Source organism: Halopseudomonas litoralis (genome assembly GCF_900105005.1).
Taxonomy (GTDB): domain Bacteria; phylum Pseudomonadota; class Gammaproteobacteria; order Pseudomonadales; family Pseudomonadaceae; genus Halopseudomonas; species Halopseudomonas litoralis.
The window spans coordinates 1176897-1193593 of sequence record NZ_LT629748.1; the positions used below are offsets into that span (position 1 = coordinate 1176897).

The 16697-nt window shown below is 58.8% G+C and carries 14 protein-coding genes and 3 tRNA genes; 12 read left to right on the forward strand and 5 right to left on the reverse strand.

Going from position 1 to position 16697, the window contains the following annotated elements:
• Positions 1-81 precede the first annotated feature (81 nt).
• Positions 82-1056 carry an HTH-type transcriptional regulator CysB gene (cysB, locus tag BLU11_RS05780; RefSeq protein ID WP_090272474.1) on the forward strand — a complete coding sequence of 325 codons (975 nt, stop codon included), beginning with the start codon at positions 82-84 and terminating at the stop codon, positions 1054-1056.
• Positions 1057-1087: 31 nt separating this feature from the next.
• On the opposite strand, the gene BLU11_RS05785 is transcribed toward cysB, so the two are convergent.
• Positions 1088-1822, reverse strand: a complete 735-nt coding sequence (locus BLU11_RS05785) for a phosphoadenylyl-sulfate reductase (protein WP_090272475.1) — start codon at positions 1820-1822, stop codon at positions 1088-1090.
• Positions 1823-2029: 207 nt separating this feature from the next.
• Here BLU11_RS05785 and thrH point away from each other — a divergent pair, with 207 nt between their 5' ends.
• Positions 2030-2647 carry a bifunctional phosphoserine phosphatase/homoserine phosphotransferase ThrH gene (thrH, locus tag BLU11_RS05790; RefSeq protein WP_090272476.1) on the forward strand — a complete coding sequence of 206 codons (618 nt, stop codon included), beginning with the start codon at positions 2030-2032 and terminating at the stop codon, positions 2645-2647.
• Between the two features lie 101 nt (positions 2648-2748).
• Here the strand turns inward: thrH and pabB are convergent, their stop codons facing one another.
• From pabB to rloB, 3 genes are read right to left on the reverse strand one after another with little or no spacing between them, the layout of a single operon-like run.
• The gene (gene pabB, locus BLU11_RS05795) at positions 2749-4083 is read right to left on the reverse strand and encodes an aminodeoxychorismate synthase component I (protein WP_090272477.1); all 1335 of its coding nucleotides are present in this window, start codon (positions 4081-4083) and stop codon (positions 2749-2751) included.
• Positions 4080-5096, reverse strand: coding sequence for an alpha-L-glutamate ligase-like protein (locus tag BLU11_RS05800; RefSeq protein WP_090272478.1), 1017 nt, complete (start codon positions 5094-5096; stop codon positions 4080-4082). Before BLU11_RS05800 ends, pabB begins: the two co-directional genes overlap by 4 nt.
• Positions 5097-5105: 9 nt before the next feature.
• On the reverse strand, positions 5106-6635 hold the full coding sequence (gene rloB, locus BLU11_RS05805) for an osmotic stress tolerance membrane protein RloB (protein ID WP_090272479.1): 1530 nt from the start codon (positions 6633-6635) through the stop codon (positions 5106-5108).
• 241 nt (positions 6636-6876) lie between these two features.
• On the opposite strand from rloB, the gene BLU11_RS05810 reads away from it, so the two are divergent.
• The 6 genes from BLU11_RS05810 to BLU11_RS05835 all read left to right on the forward strand — a co-directional run bounded on the left by BLU11_RS05810 (position 6877) and on the right by BLU11_RS05835 (position 14585).
• A complete protein-coding gene (locus BLU11_RS05810; protein ID WP_090272480.1) occupies positions 6877-7587 on the forward strand; it encodes a GntR family transcriptional regulator in 711 nt (236 codons plus the stop codon).
• The gene (gene prpB, locus BLU11_RS05815) at positions 7584-8468 is read left to right on the forward strand and encodes a methylisocitrate lyase (protein ID WP_090272481.1); all 885 of its coding nucleotides are present in this window, start codon (positions 7584-7586) and stop codon (positions 8466-8468) included. Before BLU11_RS05810 ends, prpB begins: the two co-directional genes overlap by 4 nt.
• 90 nt (positions 8469-8558) lie before the next feature.
• The gene (gene prpC, locus BLU11_RS05820; protein ID WP_090272482.1) at positions 8559-9719 is read left to right on the forward strand and encodes a bifunctional 2-methylcitrate synthase/citrate synthase; all 1161 of its coding nucleotides are present in this window, start codon (positions 8559-8561) and stop codon (positions 9717-9719) included.
• Entirely contained in the window at positions 9719-12328 is a 2610-nt protein-coding gene (gene acnD, locus BLU11_RS05825) for a Fe/S-dependent 2-methylisocitrate dehydratase AcnD (RefSeq protein ID WP_090272483.1), read from the forward strand. Before prpC ends, acnD begins: the two co-directional genes overlap by 1 nt.
• A gap of 63 nt (positions 12329-12391) precedes the next feature.
• Complete coding sequence (gene prpF, locus BLU11_RS05830; protein WP_090272484.1) at positions 12392-13579, forward strand: 2-methylaconitate cis-trans isomerase PrpF; 1188 nt, start codon at positions 12392-12394, stop codon at positions 13577-13579.
• A 217-nt stretch (positions 13580-13796) separates the two neighbouring features.
• The gene (locus BLU11_RS05835; protein ID WP_090272485.1) at positions 13797-14585 is read left to right on the forward strand and encodes an SDR family oxidoreductase; all 789 of its coding nucleotides are present in this window, start codon (positions 13797-13799) and stop codon (positions 14583-14585) included.
• Between the two features lie 47 nt (positions 14586-14632).
• On the opposite strand, the gene folD is transcribed toward BLU11_RS05835, so the two are convergent.
• Entirely contained in the window at positions 14633-15487 is an 855-nt protein-coding gene (gene folD / locus BLU11_RS05840; RefSeq protein ID WP_090272486.1) for a bifunctional methylenetetrahydrofolate dehydrogenase/methenyltetrahydrofolate cyclohydrolase FolD, read from the reverse strand.
• A 242-nt stretch (positions 15488-15729) separates the two neighbouring features.
• Between folD and BLU11_RS05845 the strand changes: the two genes are divergently transcribed.
• The 4 genes from BLU11_RS05845 (at position 15730) to BLU11_RS05860 (ending at position 16674) form a co-directional block, all read left to right on the forward strand.
• Positions 15730-15806 (forward strand) — tRNA-Arg (locus BLU11_RS05845).
• Between the two features lie 51 nt (positions 15807-15857).
• Positions 15858-15933: transfer RNA gene (locus BLU11_RS05850), tRNA-His, on the forward strand.
• Positions 15934-15988: 55 nt separating this feature from the next.
• Positions 15989-16073 (forward strand) — tRNA-Leu (locus BLU11_RS05855).
• A 163-nt stretch (positions 16074-16236) separates the two neighbouring features.
• A complete protein-coding gene (locus BLU11_RS05860; protein WP_090272487.1) occupies positions 16237-16674 on the forward strand; it encodes a YqaA family protein in 438 nt (145 codons plus the stop codon).
• Positions 16675-16697 lie beyond the last annotated feature (23 nt).

A 16697-nucleotide genomic window follows, 5' to 3' on the forward strand; every position in this document is an offset into this window, starting at 1 on the left:
TCTAACCTGAGTCATGTATCTATGAATCTGGTTATAAAGGGTTCATGATGCTTCGCTTGATCCAAGAGGGGGACAGTCTTCATGAAACTGCAGCAGCTGCGCTATATCTGGGAAGTGGCGCACCATGATCTGAACGTGTCGGCGACAGCGCAAAGCCTCTATACCTCCCAGCCGGGCATCAGCAAACAGATTCGTTTGCTGGAAGACGAGTTGGGAGTGGAAGTGTTTTCCCGCAGCGGCAAGCACCTGACGCGCATCACGCCGGCAGGGGAGAAGATCATTGAGACTGCGGGCGAAATTCTGCGCAAATGCGAGAGCATCAAGCAGATAGCCCAGGAATTCAGTCATGAGCGCAAGGGCGTGTTGACGCTGTCAACCACCCATACCCAGGCACGCTATGCCTTGCCGCCGGTGATCAGTCGTTTCATGCAGAGCTACCCTGACGTCTCCCTGAACATGCATCAGGGCACGCCGACTCAGATCAGTGAAATGGCCGTCAACGGCACCGCCGACTTCGCCATCGCCACCGAAGGGATGGAGCTGTTCAACGAGCTGGTGATGATGCCGTGCTACCGCTGGAACCGCTGCGTGATTGTGCCCAAGGGGCATCCCTTGGCTGAGGTCGGCAAGCTGACCCTGGAGACTCTCAGCGAGCAGCCGCTGGTGACCTACATATTCGGCTTTACCGGACGCTCCAAGCTGGACGATGCATTCAGTCATCAAGGCCTCTCGCCCAAGGTGGTATTCACTGCGGCTGATGCGGACGTGATCAAGACCTATGTGCGACTGGGGCTGGGTGTCGGTATTGTGGCGAAAATGGCTGTTGACCCGAAAATCGATGACGATCTGGTGGTCATCGATGCCAGTCATCTGTTCGAGTCCAGCGTGACCCATCTGGGCTTTCGTCGAGGCACCTTCCTGCGCGGCTTCATGTATGACTTTATCGAGGCTTTCGCGCCCCACCTGACGCGCGAGCGAATCGAGGAAGTGCTGATGTGCCAGAACCGTCAGGAGATCGAGGCGCTGTTCGAGGCGGTGGAGTTACCGGTTTATTGAGTGTCGGCCTGATAGGCCGACACTGCACAACTCAATTCTTCGCGATCAAATTCCCGGCATGCAGCCCGCATTCCTTCTGCGTGGCTTCCTCCCACCACCAGCGACCTTCGCGCTCGTGCTGGTTCGGCAGAACGGGGCGGGTGCAGGGTTCGCAGCCGATGCTGAAGAAGCCGCGTTCGTGCAGGCTGTTATAGGGGATTTCCAGCATGCGGATGTAGTTCCACACATCCTCGCTGCTGTAGTTGGCCAGCGGATTGAACTTGATCAGCGATTTGTCCTGACTGGAAAAGGCCCCGTCGATCTCGACTACCGGCACATTGCTGCGCGTGCCGGGGCTCTGATCGCGGCGCTGACCGGTGATCCAGGCATCCACGCCGGCCAGTTTGCGGCGTAGCGGGGCGATCTTGCGGATGCCGCAGCATTCGCCGTGACCGCTTTCGTAGAAGTCGAACAATCCTTTCTCTTTGACATAGGCTTCCAGAGCCTGCTGGTCGGGGGACAATACCTCCAGCTGGATTCCGTAGTGTTTTCTGACTTCTTCCAGGAAACGGTAGGTTTCCGGGTGCAGACGCCCTGTATCCAGGGTGAAGACCTTGATGTCGGGATTGATCTTCCACGCCATATCGAGCACGACGATATCATCCGCGCCGCTGAAGGACAGCCAGAGGTCATCGAAATGCTGAGTGGCCAGCTTGAGAATATCCTGCGGCGACTTGCTCGCATATTCTGCAGCCAGGGTTTCTACATCGAACAGGTTGGTGGACATCAGGCTCTCCCGCTATGCGGCCCGTGCAAGCGGACCATCTGTAATCGCTGCATTTTAACAAGGGTTGCTTAGTACTTCTTCTTTTGTTTAGTTATAGTTTTATGCCCTGGCGTTATTAACGAGCCACCCGGTCAGCTCAGCGTTGCGCCTGGCAAGCGGACCCGGTAGATTACGGCGCCAGTTCATTCACTGCTTCAGGAGTACTCTGTGGAAATCGCCTGCCTTGACCTCGAAGGTGTTCTGGTCCCCGAAATCTGGATTGCCTTTGCCGAGAAAACCGGTATCGCCGAGTTGCGCGCGACCACACGGGATATTCCGGATTACGATGTGCTGATGAAGCAGCGTCTGCGCATTCTCGATGAGCATGGCCTGAAGCTGTCGGACATCCAGGAAGTGATCGGCACGCTGACGCCGCTGGATGGCGCGGTGGAGTTCGTCAACTGGCTGCGCGAGCGTTTCCAGGTAGTGATTCTGTCCGACACCTTTTATGAGTTCTCCCAGCCGCTGATGCGTCAACTGGGCTTTCCGACGCTGCTGTGTCACAAGCTGGTCATTGACGAAAATGACCGGGTGGTGGATTATCAGCTGCGCCAGAAGGATCCCAAGCGTCAGTCGGTGTTGGGGTTCAAGAGCCTGTATTACCGGGTGATTGCCGCCGGCGACTCCTACAACGACACCACCATGTTGTCCGAGGCCCACGCCGGCATTCTGTTCCACGCCCCGGACAATGTCATCGCCGAATTCCCACAGTTCCCCGCAGTGCATACCTTCGAGGATCTGAAGAAGGAATTCATCAAGGCCTCGAACCGGACGTTGAGTCTGTAAGACGGTTTGGGCTGGTTGCCGTATGACTGGTGACTGGACTGGTTTGGTCTTCGCTCGCTCCATAAGCGAAGTCTTACATCGGTCCAGCAACCAAGGTCGAGTTAAGCCAGGCTGTCCATCAACACCCGCACCTTGGTCAGGCTTTCCTGATACTCCGCGTCACCCTCTGAATCGGAGACTATACCGCCGCCGCCCCAGCAGTACAGGCGGTCATTCTGGTGTACCAGTGAACGGATGGCGATGTTCATGTCCATCTGTCCTTCACACCCTATGTAGCCGATGCTGCCGCAATACAGGCTGCGTCGTACTGGCTCCAGCTCCTCGATGATCTGCATGGCGCGGATTTTCGGGGCGCCGGTGATCGAGCCGCCAGGGAAGGCGCCGGTCAGCAGACTCAGGGCATCCTGTCCGCTGGCCAGTTGGCCGGTGATGCTGCTCACCAGGTGATGCACGTTCGGGTAGCTTTCAATGCTGAACAGTTCGGGCACCTTGACGCTGCCGAAACGGCAGGCACGACCCAGGTCGTTGCGCAGCAGGTCGACGATCATCAGATTCTCCGCACGATCCTTGAGGCTGTGCTGCAGCTCTGTGGCGAGTGCCTGGTCGTCTGCCGGAGTCTTGCCGCGTGGGCGAGTGCCCTTGATTGGTCTGGTTTCCACCTGGCCATCCCGCACTTTCAGAAAGCGCTCTGGAGACAGGCACAGCAGGGCGTGCCCAGCGGACTCCAGATAGCCCGCAAAGGGTGTCGGGCAGGCTTCACGCAACCGCCGGTAGGCATTCAGGGGGTCGCCCTGGCAGGGCGCGGAGAAACGCTGGGCCAGGTTCACTTGGTAGCAGTCGCCGGCCTGAATGTAATCCTGGATACGGCCAAAGGCTTGCAGATAGTCTGGCTGAGACTGTTCCGCGGTAAAAGGGCTGTGCAGGGCGAACGTATCCGGCTCGGGTGCTGGCCTGGCCAGACGGGCCAGCAGCTCGGCCCGATCGCTTTTGTCGACAATCGGATGGCACACCAGCCAGCGGCGTTGCAGCTGGTTATCGCTGACCAGACTCCAGGCGTAGATACCCAGCTGCAGGGCAGGCAGGGAAATGTCCGCGCGTGCGTGGGCTGGCATCTGTTCCAGGGCGCGCCCGAAGTCATAGCTGATGAAGCCGAGCGCGCCGGCGCCAAAGGGTAACTGCAGATCGTCAGGCCAGGAGGCGGGGCCAAGCAGTTGAAGCGCATGACGCAGGCGGTCGATGGTTTGGATACCGGTTTCGTTGTCATGCGGAGTGATCAGTTGCTGTGGGCCGGCAGCGAGGATGCTGTAGCGACCCAGGAGGTCACCGCTGGCAGCGGAGTCGAGCAGAATCGGGTGACCCATGTCGCGAAAGGCAAAAAGCCCTGGTAGCGGGTCGGCTTGCCAGGGCAGTTCGGTGATCTGGTAGGGCGAGGTCATTCGCTCGGTTCAGGCTCGACAGGTGCTTCATCCGCACTGAGGAACACCGGTTTGCCGAAATGCTTCTGGGCGAATGCCATGCGTTCTTCCACAGTCTCGGTCCTGCCGGCTTTCTTCAGTTCGGCAATGTGTTTTTCTACCTTGTGACAGCGATGGGTCAGCCCAGCGTCGTTGGCGATCTGGATGTTCAGGCCGGGACGGGCGTTGAGTTCGAGAATCAACGGGCCTTTCTTTTCATCCAGTACCAGGTCGACGCCGATATAGCCCAGCCCGGACAGCTCATAACAGGAGGTGGCCAGGCGCATGAAGCCATCCCAGTCTGGCAGCTGCACGCCATCTACCGGGTTGGCGGTATCTGGGTGTTTGCTGATCTTGTTGTTCAGCCAGGTACCCTTGAGGGTGATGCCGGTGGTCAGATCCACACCCACGCCGATAGCGCCCTGGTGCAGGTTGGCCTTGCCGCCGGATTGACGGGTCGGCAGCCGTAGCATGGCCATGACCGGGTAGCCCATCAGCAGGATGACGCGGATATCCGGCACACCTTCGTAACTGATGCTCTTGAAGATCGGGTCGGGTTTGACCCGGTATTCGATCAGCGCTCGGTCGCGGTGGCCGCCGAGTGAGTACAGCCCGGAAATGATATTGGAGAGGTGGTGCTCGATCTCGTCATGGCTGACGATCTTGCCGGACACCGTGCGATAGCGGCCTTCATAACGATCACCGATTACCAGGATGCCGTCACCGCCGGCGCCCTGCGCCGGCTTGATGACGAAATCCTTATGGTTCTCCACCAGCTTGGCGAACTGGCTGATGCCTTTTTCCGTATCAATGATGCCGTACAGGTCAGGCACGTTGATCTCAGCGGCGATGGCGCGCTCCTTGGTCAGGATCTTGTCATCCACCACTGGATACAGGTTGCGCTTGTTGTACTTGAGCACATAGTCCGCGTTGCGCCGGTTGATGCCCATAACGCCGTTGTCACTGAGGGCTTTCCAGGTGTTCCAGAAAAACATGCTCTCTCCTCAGCCCTGTTTGGTCAGCGCCTTGAAGCGCATCAGTTCGGTGAGACGGTAGCCGCGATAGCGACCCATGGCCAACATGAAGCCCACCAGCACCAGCAGAACAGCCGGGAAGGTAAAGACGAAATAGGTCAGTTCCGGAATGGTCATCAGCATGTGCGACAGCGTGGCTGCGACCAGAGTGCCCAGAGCAACCTTGAACGAATGGCCGCCGCCACGCTCTTCCCAGTTGATCGACAGGCGCTCGATGGTCATGGTCAGGATCACCATCGGGAACAGCGACACCGACAGGGCGCGCTCGATGCCCAGCTTGTGACTGAACAGGCTGATCGCGGCAATCACCAGTACCACGAAGGTCAGTACGATCGACAGCCGTGGGAGCATCTGCAGTTTCAAATGCTCCAGGTAGGAGCGCAGCGACAGGCCCAGCGCGGTGATCACGGTGAACAGCACAATGCCCCAGCCGACCTGGGTTTCACGGAAGGCGAGGGCGATCAGTACCGGGGTGAAGGTGCCCAGTGTCTGGATGCCGATCAGGTTACGCAGCACCAGGATTACCAGCACGCCGATCGGGATCATGATCATCACCTGATAGACCTGCTGCGCCTGCAGTGGCAGGCCGTACAGGGAGTACTCCAGCAATGCGGACGGGCTGTTTTCGGTGGTCATCTTGGCTAGTCGCAACGCATTCATTTCGCTGTTGCTGACAGTGAAGTTGATATTGCCGGCGCTACCGCCTTCCAAGCTCAACAGTGGCATGGGACCGGTCCACCAGACCAGGCGGTTCTCGGGAATTCCCTGTTGTCCGGTTTCCGGATGGAAGTACAGCCAGCGTTCACCGTTATAACTGCGCAGCCAGAGTTCCGGTTGCTGGTTGGGAGTGGCCTCAAGGCGGATGGTATGTACCAGTTCCAGCGGAATGCGGGCATTGGACAGCAGTACATCGATTACCCGGGCCTTGTCCAGAGCACTGCTATCGCCGCCGAGCAGCAGGCGTACGTTGTCATCGGTAATGTCGTTGACCCGGCGAATGGTTTCGCTGATGAAGGTTTCGATATCCGCCGAGTGCTGACGAATCGGGTTGATCAGAGCGTCGGCGGCAATCTGCTCCGGGCCGTCCAGCGGGATCGGTTGACGCGGCGCGGGCGGTTGGGCTGCGGCCGGTTCGGTGCCATACCGATTGGTCAGTACCAGACGGTAATACAGCGTTTGTGTGCCGCTGGCGCGGCGTGCGGACCAGGTTACCCGGCGATTGCCGTCCTGCTGGTTGACGCTTACGCCGTAGTTGTTGGAGATGAAGCTTTCATTGAGGCTGACGAACTTCTGATTCAGCGGCGGAATGAATAGCTGGGCCTTGACGGGGACGCCGCTGGTGGCGCGGAACTCGATCTTGGCATCCAGGCTCCAGATATCATCGGTTTCATCTTCGCGGACGGGGATGTCGAGTACATATATCTGGTATCCCGTGATCAGCAGGCCCAGGCTGACCAGAAGGAAGATCATGATCTTCAGATGCGTATTGATCGATTGCATAGTGTTCTCAGCTGCGGTATTGGATTGCTGCTTCGTTCTCGGAATAAGGAGACAGAGCAGCGTTAGGCAGGCGGCATATTAGCATGCCAAGCAGACCGGCACCCATCGGCATAAGTTCCTTGGGGATTTTCTCTCGTAATTGCAGTTTTAATATGGATTGTTGACAATCCGTCTCGATGGAAGGCATTATTCGCCTCAAGTTGTGCTTTAGAGCAATAAATCCTAACAAGGTTGTCGACAATTGGCTGATTCAGAGAGCGTAATACCCGCTGCAACTTTGTCCGACGGTGCTTTCCAGCGCTTGCAGACGGCTATTGTCAAAGGCGAGATCCCTCCGGGTACGCGCATCAGTGAACAGTTTCTGTCTACTACTTTCGGTATCAGTCGCGGTCCGCTGCGCGAAGCCATTCGCCGTCTGGAAGGGCGCCGTCTGGTAGTGCGTATCCCGCATGCCGGGGTGCGCGTGGTGTCGCTGAGCTACGAAGAGCTGATCGAGCTGTACCACGTACGCGAAGCCTTGGAAGGCATGGCCTGCCGGCTGGCCGCGCAGAACATGACAGCCGAGGAGATGGCCAACCTGCGTGATGTGCTGGCGACCCATGAGCGTCACTCAGGCCTCAAGGCCAACGAATCCTACTATCAGCAGGAAGGTGATCTGGATATCCATTACGTGATCATTCAGGGCTGCAAGAATCGCACTCTGAGCGACATGCTCTGCGGTGATCTTTACCACCTGGTACGTATGTACCGCTACAAATTTTCTGCCACGCCGAAACGCCCACAGCAGGCGTTCGCTGAACACCACCGAATCATTGAAGCCATCGCCGATCGTGATGGTGAACTCGCGGAAATGTTGATGCGCCGGCATATCAGCGCATCTCGCCGCAACATTGAGCGTCGCATGCTGGAACAGCGCGACACCATTACATCCTCAGGAGGGAGCACGCAATGAACAAGACCCCAGGCCAACGTTTTCGTCAGGCATTAGCTGAAGAACAGCCACTTCAGGTGATTGGCGCGATCAACGCCAACCACGCTCTGCTGGCCAAGCGTGCCGGTTTCAAGGCTATTTATCTCTCCGGTGGCGGTGTTGCGGCCGGTTCACTGGGTCTGCCGGATCTGGGCATCAATACCCTCGAGGATGTGCTGATTGATGTACGCCGGATTACCGACGTCTGCGATCTGCCGCTGATGGTGGATATCGATACCGGCTTCGGTCCCAGCGCCTTCAATATCGAGCGTACGGTCAAGAGTCTGATCAAGGCCGGTGCTGCGGCTGCGCATATCGAGGACCAGGTTGGTGCCAAGCGTTGCGGTCACCGCCCCGGCAAGGAAATTGTCTCCACCGAGGAAATGGTTGACCGCGTTCGCGCCGCTGCCGATGCCAAGACTGATCCGGACTTTTTCCTTATTGCTCGTACCGATGCGATCCAGGCGGAAGGTGTCGAGGCGGCTCTGGAGCGCTGCAAGCGCTACGTTGAAGCGGGTGCCGATGCCATCTTTGCCGAGGCGGCCTATGACCTGCCGACCTATGAGCGCTTCGTCAAGGAGCTGAATGTGCCGGTACTGGCCAATATCACCGAATTTGGCGCCACGCCGCTGTTTACCCGTGAAGAGTTGGCCTCGGTTGGCGTCGCGATTCAGCTGTATCCGTTGTCGGCTTTCCGTGCAGCGAACAAGGCGGCAGAAAACGTCTACAACGCCGTTCGCACCGAAGGCCATCAGCAGAACGTGATCGATAGCATGCAGACTCGGGAAGAGCTGTATGACCGTATCGGCTATCACGTTTTCGAAGGAAAGCTGGACGCGCTGTTCGCCGCCGGCAAGAAGTGATTCCGCAGCGCCGTCCGGTTATCGGGCGGCGCTGTATAAAGACAATAAATGCATGAGCCTGCCCAGCAGGATGATTGAGGAGAACACGCCATGAGCGCTAACGAATCGACCACCCCGACCTTCAAACCGAAGAAGTCCGTCGCGCTGAGCGGCACTGCTGCGGGCAATACCGCGCTGTGCACCGTCGGTCGCAGCGGTAACGACCTGCATTACCGTGGCTACGACATTCTCGATGTGGCCACTACCTGCGAGTTCGAGGAAATCGCCCATCTGCTAGTCCACGGCAAACTGCCCAACGCCGCCGAACTGGCAGGTTACAAAGCCAAGCTTAAAGCCCTGCGTGGCCTGCCGGCTGCCGTGAAAACCGCGCTGGAGCAACTGCCGCCGTCCGCTCACCCGATGGATGTGATGCGTACCGGGGTGTCGGTGCTCGGCTGTCTGTCCCCGGAAAAGGATGATCACAACCATCCGGGTGCGCGTGATATCGCTGACAAGCTGATGGCCTCCCAGGGTTCCATGCTGCTGTACTGGTACCACTTCAGCCACAACGGCAAGCGCATCGACGTGGAAACCGACGATGACTCCATCGGCGGCCACTTCCTGCACCTGTTGCACGGCGAGAAGCCCCGTGAATCCTGGGTACGTGCCATGCACGTGTCGCTGATTCTGTATGCCGAGCACGAATTCAATGCCTCGACTTTCACCAGTCGGGTGATTGCCGGTACCGGTTCGGACATGTTCTCCGCCATTGCCGGCGGCATCGGTGCTCTGCGCGGTCCCAAGCATGGCGGCGCCAACGAAGTGGCCTTCGAGATTCAGAAGCGCTACGACACGCCGGATGAAGCCGAGGCGGACATCCGTGCGCGCGTCGAGAAGAAGGAAGTGGTCATCGGTTTTGGTCATCCCGTATACACCGTCTCCGATCCGCGTAATGAGGTCATCAAAAACGTGGCTCGCGATCTCTCCGATGAGCAGAACAGCCCCAAGATGTTCGATATCGCCGAGCGGCTGGAAAGCACCATGTGGGAAATCAAGAAAATGTTCCCCAACCTCGATTGGTTCAGTGCGGTGAGCTATCACATGATGGGCGTGCCCACTTCCATGTTTACGCCGCTGTTCGTGATCGCGCGTACTGCCGGCTGGTCGGCCCACGTCATCGAACAGCGTATCGACGGCAAGATCATCCGTCCGAGCGCCAATTATGTCGGCCCGGAAGATCTGCAGTTCGTGGCGTTGAAGGATCGTAAGTGATGAACACCCAATACCGTGAAAACCTGCCAGGCACCGACCTGGACTACTACAACGCCCCAGCCGCTGTGGACGCCATTCAGCCTGGCGCCTGGGCCAGGTTGCCCTATACCTCGCGGGTGCTGGCTGAGCAGTTGGTACGCCGCTGCGAGCCGGAGGCATTGACTGACTCGCTGAAGCAACTGATCGAGCGCAAGCGTGATCTGGATTTCCCTTGGTATCCAGCCCGGGTAGTCTGCCATGACATCCTCGGCCAGACCGCCCTGGTTGATCTGGCCGGCCTGCGTGACGCCATTGCCGATCAGGGCGGCGACCCCGCGCTGGTCAACCCGGTGGTGCCGACGCAGCTGATTGTCGACCATTCCCTGGCTGTCGAGCATGCCGGCTTTGACGCAGAGGCCTTCGACAAGAACCGCGCCATCGAAGATCGCCGCAACGAGGATCGCTTCCACTTCATCGAGTGGACCAAGACCGCGTTCAAGAACGTTGACGTGATCCCTGCCGGTAACGGCATCATGCACCAGATCAACCTGGAGAAGATGAGTCCGGTGGTGCAGGCCCGTGACGGTGTGGCCTTTCCGGATACCTGTGTCGGTACCGATTCGCACACACCGCACGTGGATGCGCTGGGTGTGATTGCCATTGGTGTCGGTGGTCTGGAAGCGGAGACCGTGATGCTCGGTCGGCCGTCGATGATGCGCCTGCCCGACATCGTCGGCGTCAAACTCACCGGCAAACGTCAGCCCGGCATCACCGCCACCGATATCGTCCTGGCGCTGACCGAGTTTCTGCGTGCCGAGCGGGTCGTCGGTGCCTATGTTGAATTCTTCGGCGAGGGCGCTGACAGTCTGACCATCGGCGACCGCGCGACCATCTCCAACATGTGCCCCGAGTACGGTGCCACGGCATCGATGTTCTACATCGATCAACAGACCATCGAGTACCTGAAACTCACCGGTCGCGAGCCGGAGCAGGTCTCGCTGGTCGAGAACTACGCGAAAAAGCTGGGTCTGTGGGGCGATGCGCTGACCACGGCCGAATACGAGCGGGTGCTGGAGTTTGATCTGTCCAGCGTGGTGCGCAACATGGCTGGTCCGTCCAACCCGCATCGTCGTCTGCCGACCTCGGCGTTGGCCGAGCGCGGTATTGCTGACGGGGGCAAGCTGGAATCGGGCAAAGCCGAGGAGCAGGGCGGGCTGATGCCCGATGGCGCAGTGATCATAGCCGCCATCACCAGCTGCACCAACACCTCCAACCCGCGCAACGTGGTGGCGGCAGGGCTGGTGGCGAAGAAGGCCAACGAGCTGGGGCTGGTACGCAAACCCTGGGTCAAGACCTCCTTTGCGCCGGGTTCCAAGGTTGCCAGACTGTATCTGGAAGAATCCGGCCTGTTACCGGAGCTGGAGCAGCTCGGCTTTGGTATCGTCGGCTACGCGTGCACCACCTGTAATGGTATGTCTGGGGCGCTGGATCCGAAAATCCAGCAGGAAATCATTGATCGCGACCTGTATGCGACCGCCGTATTGTCGGGCAACCGAAACTTCGATGGCCGCATCCATCCCTATGCCAAACAGGCATTCCTGGCATCGCCGCCGCTGGTAGTGGCCTACGCCATCGCCGGTACCATGCGTTTCGATATCGAACAGGACGTGCTGGGCAAGGGTCAGAACGGCAACCCGATTACCCTGAAGGATCTGTGGCCGAGCGACGAAGAGATTGACGCCATCGTCGCGTCCAGCGTCAAGCCGGAGCAGTTCAAGCAGGTGTACATCCCGATGTTCGACCTGGGCGCCATCCAGGAAGCGGAAAGCCCGCTGTATGACTGGCGTGAGATGTCCACCTATATCCGCCGTCCGCCGTACTGGGAAGGTGCGCTGGCAGGTGAGCGGACGATGAAAGGCATGCGCCCGCTGGCGATCCTGCCGGACAACATCACCACCGACCACCTGTCGCCGTCCAACGCCATCATGATGGACAGTGCCGCCGGTGAATATCTGCACAAGATGGGCCTGCCGGAGGAAGACTTCAACTCCTACGCCACCCACCGTGGTGACCACCTGACCGCTCAGCGCGCCACCTTCGCCAACCCGAAGCTGTTCAACGAGATGGTATTGAACGACGACGGCAGCGTGAAGCAGGGTTCGCTGGCTCGGGTCGAGCCGGAAGGCAAGGTCATGCGCATGTGGGAAGCCATTGAGACCTACATGAACCGCAAGCAGCCGCTGATCATCGTCGCTGGCGCGGATTACGGGCAGGGTTCCAGTCGTGACTGGGCCGCCAAGGGCGTGCGCCTGGCGGGTGTCGAGGCCATTGCTGCCGAAGGTTTCGAACGCATCCACCGCACCAACCTGGTCGGCATGGGCGTGTTGCCTCTGGAATTCAAACCGGGCACCACGCGCAAGACACTGGAACTGGATGGTACCGAGACCTACGACGTAGTGGGCACACCAGCTCCGCGCGCTGAGCTGACGCTGGTGGTCAACCGCCAGAGCGGCGAGCGGGTCGAGGTGCCTATGGTTTGCCGTCTTGATAGTCATGAAGAAGCGCGCATCTATGAAGCGGGCGGTGTGCTGCAGCGGTTTGCTCAGGACTTTTTGGAAGGGAAGGTTTAAACCCTATCCCCTTTCCCTTCTCGCGAGGGGGAAGGGGGGCCAAATAATCAGGAGTACCACTACATGACCCAAGCAACACAAATCAAAATCCCCGCCACCTACATGCGTGGCGGTACCAGTAAGGGCGTATTCTTTCGCCTGAGCGACCTTCCGGAATCCTGTCAGGTGCCGGGTGAGGCGCGTGATGGTTTGTTCATGCGGGTGATTGGCAGTCCCGATCCCTATGCTGCGCATATCGATGGCATGGGCGGTGCTACGTCCAGTACCAGCAAGTGCGTAATCCTGTCGAAGAGCAGCCAGCCGGAGCACGACGTCGATTACCTTTATGGTCAGGTATCCATCGACAGCCCCTTCGTTGACTGGAGTGGCAATTGCGGCAACCTGTCCACGGCGGCCGGCGCTTTTGCCATCCATGCCGGGTTGGTTGATCCGTCGCGCATTCCCGATAACGGTGTCTGCACCGTGCGGGTCTGGCAGGCCAATATCGGCAAGACCATCATTGCTCAGGTGCCGGTGACCAATGGTCAGGTGCAGGAGCTGGGTGATTTCGAGCTGGACGGGGTGACCTTTCCGGCGGCGGAGATCGTGCTGGAGTTCCTTGACCCGTCGGATGACGGAGAAGAGGGCGGCAGCATGTTTCCCACCGGTAATCTGGTCGATGATCTGGAAGTGCCTGGTATCGGTACCTTCAAGGCGACCATGATTGCCGCGGGTATTCCCACTGTATTCGTCAATGCCGAGGATATCGGTTATCAGGGCACTGAACTGCGTGAGGATATCAACGGCAACCCCGAGGCGCTGGCGCGCTTTGAGGCCATCCGGGTGGCGGGTGCGCTGCATATGGGCTTGATCAAGACTCCGCAAGAGGCCCTCAAGCGGCAGCACACGCCGAAGATTGCCTTCGTTTCACCGCCAAAAGACTATCTGGCGTCCAGCGGCAAGCAGATCAAGGCAGATGAAGTCGACCTGCTGGTACGGGCCTTGTCCATGGGCAAGCTGCACCACGCCATGATGGGTACCTGTGCGGTGGCTATTGGTACGGCGGCGGCGGTGCCGGGTACGCTTGTCAACCTGGCCGCTGGTGGCGGGGAGCGTGAGTCGGTGCGTTTCGGTCATCCGTCCGGCACCTTGCGCGTTGGCGCTCAGGCCAGTCAGGTGGATGGTAAATGGACGGTGACCAAGGCGATCATGAGCCGCAGCGCGCGGATTCTCATGGAAGGCTGGGTCCGAGTGCCGGGAAATACGGTCTGAGGCGAGAAGTTTACTCCGAGCGATCCGTGTTCTTCTTGAAGAGCACCGCCTCTCATTCCGACCACAAAGAAGCCCGTAGCATCAATGCTACGGGCTTTTTCGATTCCGGCAGATCCTGACGGTGCGTTAGTATGGCGCTGGAATGAGAAGGTTGAATTAGGTAACACGAGCCAGATCGAAAACTTGAACCTGGTTGTTACGTTGATGGGAGTCAGTCATGGATTTGAATCTAGCGGGAAAGCGCGCCCTGGTCGGTGGGGCCAGTCAGGGGTTGGGGGCAGCGTGCGCGCGGCAACTGGCGCTGCAGGGGGCGGAAGTCATTGTTCTGGCGCGCAGCGAAGACAAGTTGTCCGAGGTTGTTGAGCAGCTGCCGACCGCAGAAGGGCAAAGGCATGGTTATATCTGTGTTGATTCCGCTGATCTGCCAGCGTTGGCGCGAGCAGTTCAGGCCGAGGTAGAGCGGGGCGGGCCGATCTGTGTGTGGGTCAACAACACGGGTGGTCCGGCGCCGGGGCCGGCTCATGCGGCCGCGCCGGAGAACTATGCCGCAGCGTTCAATCAACACCTTCTGAGCAGTCAGACGCTGCTGGAGCTATTGCTGCCTGGGATGCGTGAGTGTGGTTATGGCCGTATCATCAATGTGCTGTCCACATCGGTGAAAACGCCTATCGCCAATCTGGGCGTTTCCAACGCCATCCGGGCCGCCATGGCCAACTGGGCGAAAACCCTGGCTTCGGAGCTGGCGAGCGATGGCATCACGGTGAATAACGTCCTGCCGGGCCTCACCCGCACGGCGCGATTGGAAAGCCTGTTCAGCTATCGGGCCTCAGTCAGTGGCAAGACCGAGCAGGAGGTGGAGAGGGATCTGTTGCAGGGAGTTCCGGCCAGGCGTTTCGCGGAACCGGAGGAATTCGCCAATGCAGTGGGATTTCTGGCGTCGCCGGCGGCAGCCTTCATCAATGGCATCAATTTGCCAGTAGACGGTGGCGCTACCGCCAGTTTGTAGCGAGGCAGAGGGGTGCAGCCAGCGCATGGGCTGGCTGCACCAGCGGATCAGCTATGCAGCTTCTCACAGGCAGTGAGCGTGTTTTCCAGCAGGCAGGCGCGAGTCATCGGGCCGACACCACCGGGCACCGGGGTAATCCAGGCGGCGCGTTCGGCAGCGGCCTCGAAATCCACGTCACCACGCAGGCGGCCATCTTCCATACGGTTGATCCCGACATCGATGACGATAGCGCCTGGTTTTATCCACTCGCCCTTGACCAGGCCGGGCTTGCCGACGGCCACTACTACCAGGTCGGAGCGGCGGACATGGTCTTCCAGGTCGTTGGTGAAGCGATGGGCAATGGTGGTGGTGCAACCGGCCAGCAGTAATTCCAGTGCCATAGGTCGACCGACGATATTGGAAGCGCCCACTACAGTGGCATTCAACCCATAGGGGCTGACGCCGGTACTTTTCAGCAGGCGGATGATTCCCAGCGGGGTGCATGGGCGCAGCAGCGGCATGCGTTGGGCCAGACGGCCTATGTTATAGGGGTGAAAGCCATCTACGTCCTTGTCTGGGCGGATGCGTTCCAGCAACAGGGACGAGTCGAGGTGCGCCGGCAATGGCAGCTGAACCAGTATGCCGTCAATCTCCGGGTCTTCGTTGAGGCTGTCGATCAGGTCCAGCAGATGTTCCTGCTTGGTATCGGCTGGCAGATCATGAGAGCGGGAGATGAAACCAACCTCCTCACAGTCCTTGCGCTTGTGCGAGACATATACCTGGGAGGCAGGGTCGCTGCCGACCAGGATAACGGCGAGGCCGGGGATGCGCAGGCCTTGTTCTTTACGCAGGCTGACCTTGTCGGCGATCTCGCGCCGGAGATTGGCGGCAATCTGTTTGCCATCGATCAATTGGGCTTTCATGATGTTCCTGAGGGGAGTGCATAGAATGCCCGCGATTGTCGCATGTGAGGGGGTTTGGCAAAAGGGTCCGGTCGTCTGGATTCTTAACTTACTCAAATATTTGAAAAAAATGTGAATTCATCGTTGACGGGGGAGTGGGGGCTGAGTATTATTCGCCCCGCTTCACAAACACAACGAAGTCGGTTTGGAAGGCGATTCAGGCTCCAGCATTTCAAGCCTTCGGGATTGATAATGTGTACGCGGCGCCCGTAGCTCAGTTGGATAGAGCACCCGCCTTCTAAGCGGGTGGTCGCAGGTTCGAATCCTGCCGGGCGCGCCAAGCGCACATGGTAAGGTTCTGCGAAGTTGTGTTAGTGTTGTTGCTGTAATGGTGGGCGTAGCTCAGTTGGTAGAGCACAGGATTGTGACTCCTGTTGTCGTGGGTTCGATCCCCATCGTCCACCCCATTTCAGCAAAAGCGCCAGGCGTCAGCCTGGCGTTTTTGTATCTGTAGCCTGTTTTGCGGATGTGGTGGAATTGGTAGACACACCAGATTTAGGTTCTGGCGCCGCAAGGTGTGGGAGTTCGAGTCTCCCCATCCGCACCATGGATACCGTGAAGTACCCAGAAAGCCCCGTTATTCGGGGCTTTTCTGTATCTGGCTTTCAGGCTTTCCATTCGCCAGCCTGCGCTGATGTACTAGATTCATATATTCAAATCGTTGCTGCATATGCCGGGTGTTGGGTGAGGCTGGAAAGGTGGGGTGATTGATGTGGGAAGTATCTGGCTATCTTGGCCTCTTTCTGGCGGCGCTTGTTGCGGCAACCTTTTTGCCGATGCAGTCGGAAGTGGTGTTGGTGGGCCTGCAGTTGGCCGGGCAGCATTCGCTGGCGTTGTTACTGCTGGTTGCCACGGTGGGCAATGTGCTTGGCTCGCTGATCAACTGGCTGCTGGGACGTTATATAGAACGCTGGCGAGAGCGACGCTGGTTTCCGGTGCCGCCGGATAAGTTGGCCAAGGCGCAGCGGGTTTACCAGCGTTACGGCTACTGGTCGCTGTTACTGAGTTGGGCACCCTTTATCGGTGATCCTCTGACATTGATGGCAGGGGTTCTGCGTGAACCCCTCTGGCGGTTTCTGTTGATTGTGACGGTGGCGAAGGCCGGCCGTTATCTGCTGCTGATGGCTGTCACCGCGCAGCTGATCTGAGAGGTTCTGGCGACTTCCGGTCA